This window comes from Streptomyces sp. LMG1-1-1.1, from assembly GCF_040815545.1.
In the GTDB taxonomy this organism is placed as follows: Bacteria; Actinomycetota; Actinomycetes; order Streptomycetales; family Streptomycetaceae; genus Streptomyces.
Genome location: NZ_JBFPNH010000099.1, coordinates 1 through 609, shown reverse-complemented (window position 1 = coordinate 609; position 609 = coordinate 1). Strand labels below are relative to the sequence as shown.

General features: G+C 63.9%; 1 protein-coding gene. It reads right to left on the bottom strand.

All coding sequences use genetic code 11. From position 1 onward, the window contains the following. On the bottom strand, positions 1–609 hold a 609-nt coding region (locus tag MRBLMG1_RS37235; protein ID WP_367828586.1), incomplete at both ends, for an AMP-binding protein.

Genomic DNA, 609 nt, shown 5'->3' with positions numbered 1-609 from the left:
ACGAAACGGCCCTCGTCGTGCGCGGGGTCGAGATAGCCCGTCGAGATCTGCGGACCGGCAAGCCACAGCTCACCCTCCACATCCGACACCTCACCGTCCTCGTCCACCAGCCGGAACTCGTGCCCCGCATGGACCTTCCCGATCGGCACCGTGCCGTTCACCCCACGACGCCGCGACTCCTCACCCGACCAGCGATGCCAGCAGATACCGATCGAGAACTCCGTCGGCCCGTAAAGGTTCTCCACCTTCGACCCCGGCGCCGCCACCAGCCAGTCCTCGACGTCCTGACAACGCAACGCCTCACCACCGAAGAACGACCACCGCACCCCGTCCAGAGCACCCTTCTCCAGAGCACCCATCTCCCGCGCCATCCAAATACCACTCGGCGTCGAATGCCACACCGTGATCCCGTGCTCCGCCACGAACCCGGGCAGATCCCGATACGCAGACGGCGGCACCGACACCAACGTCGCACCCGCACCCCACGCGATGAACACATCATGAATACCCGGATCGAAATTCAGATCGAACGTCTGCGAGAACACATCCGCCGGACCGAAATCACCCCGCCGATCACTCTCGTCGAAATACGACGAGAAACCACGATGC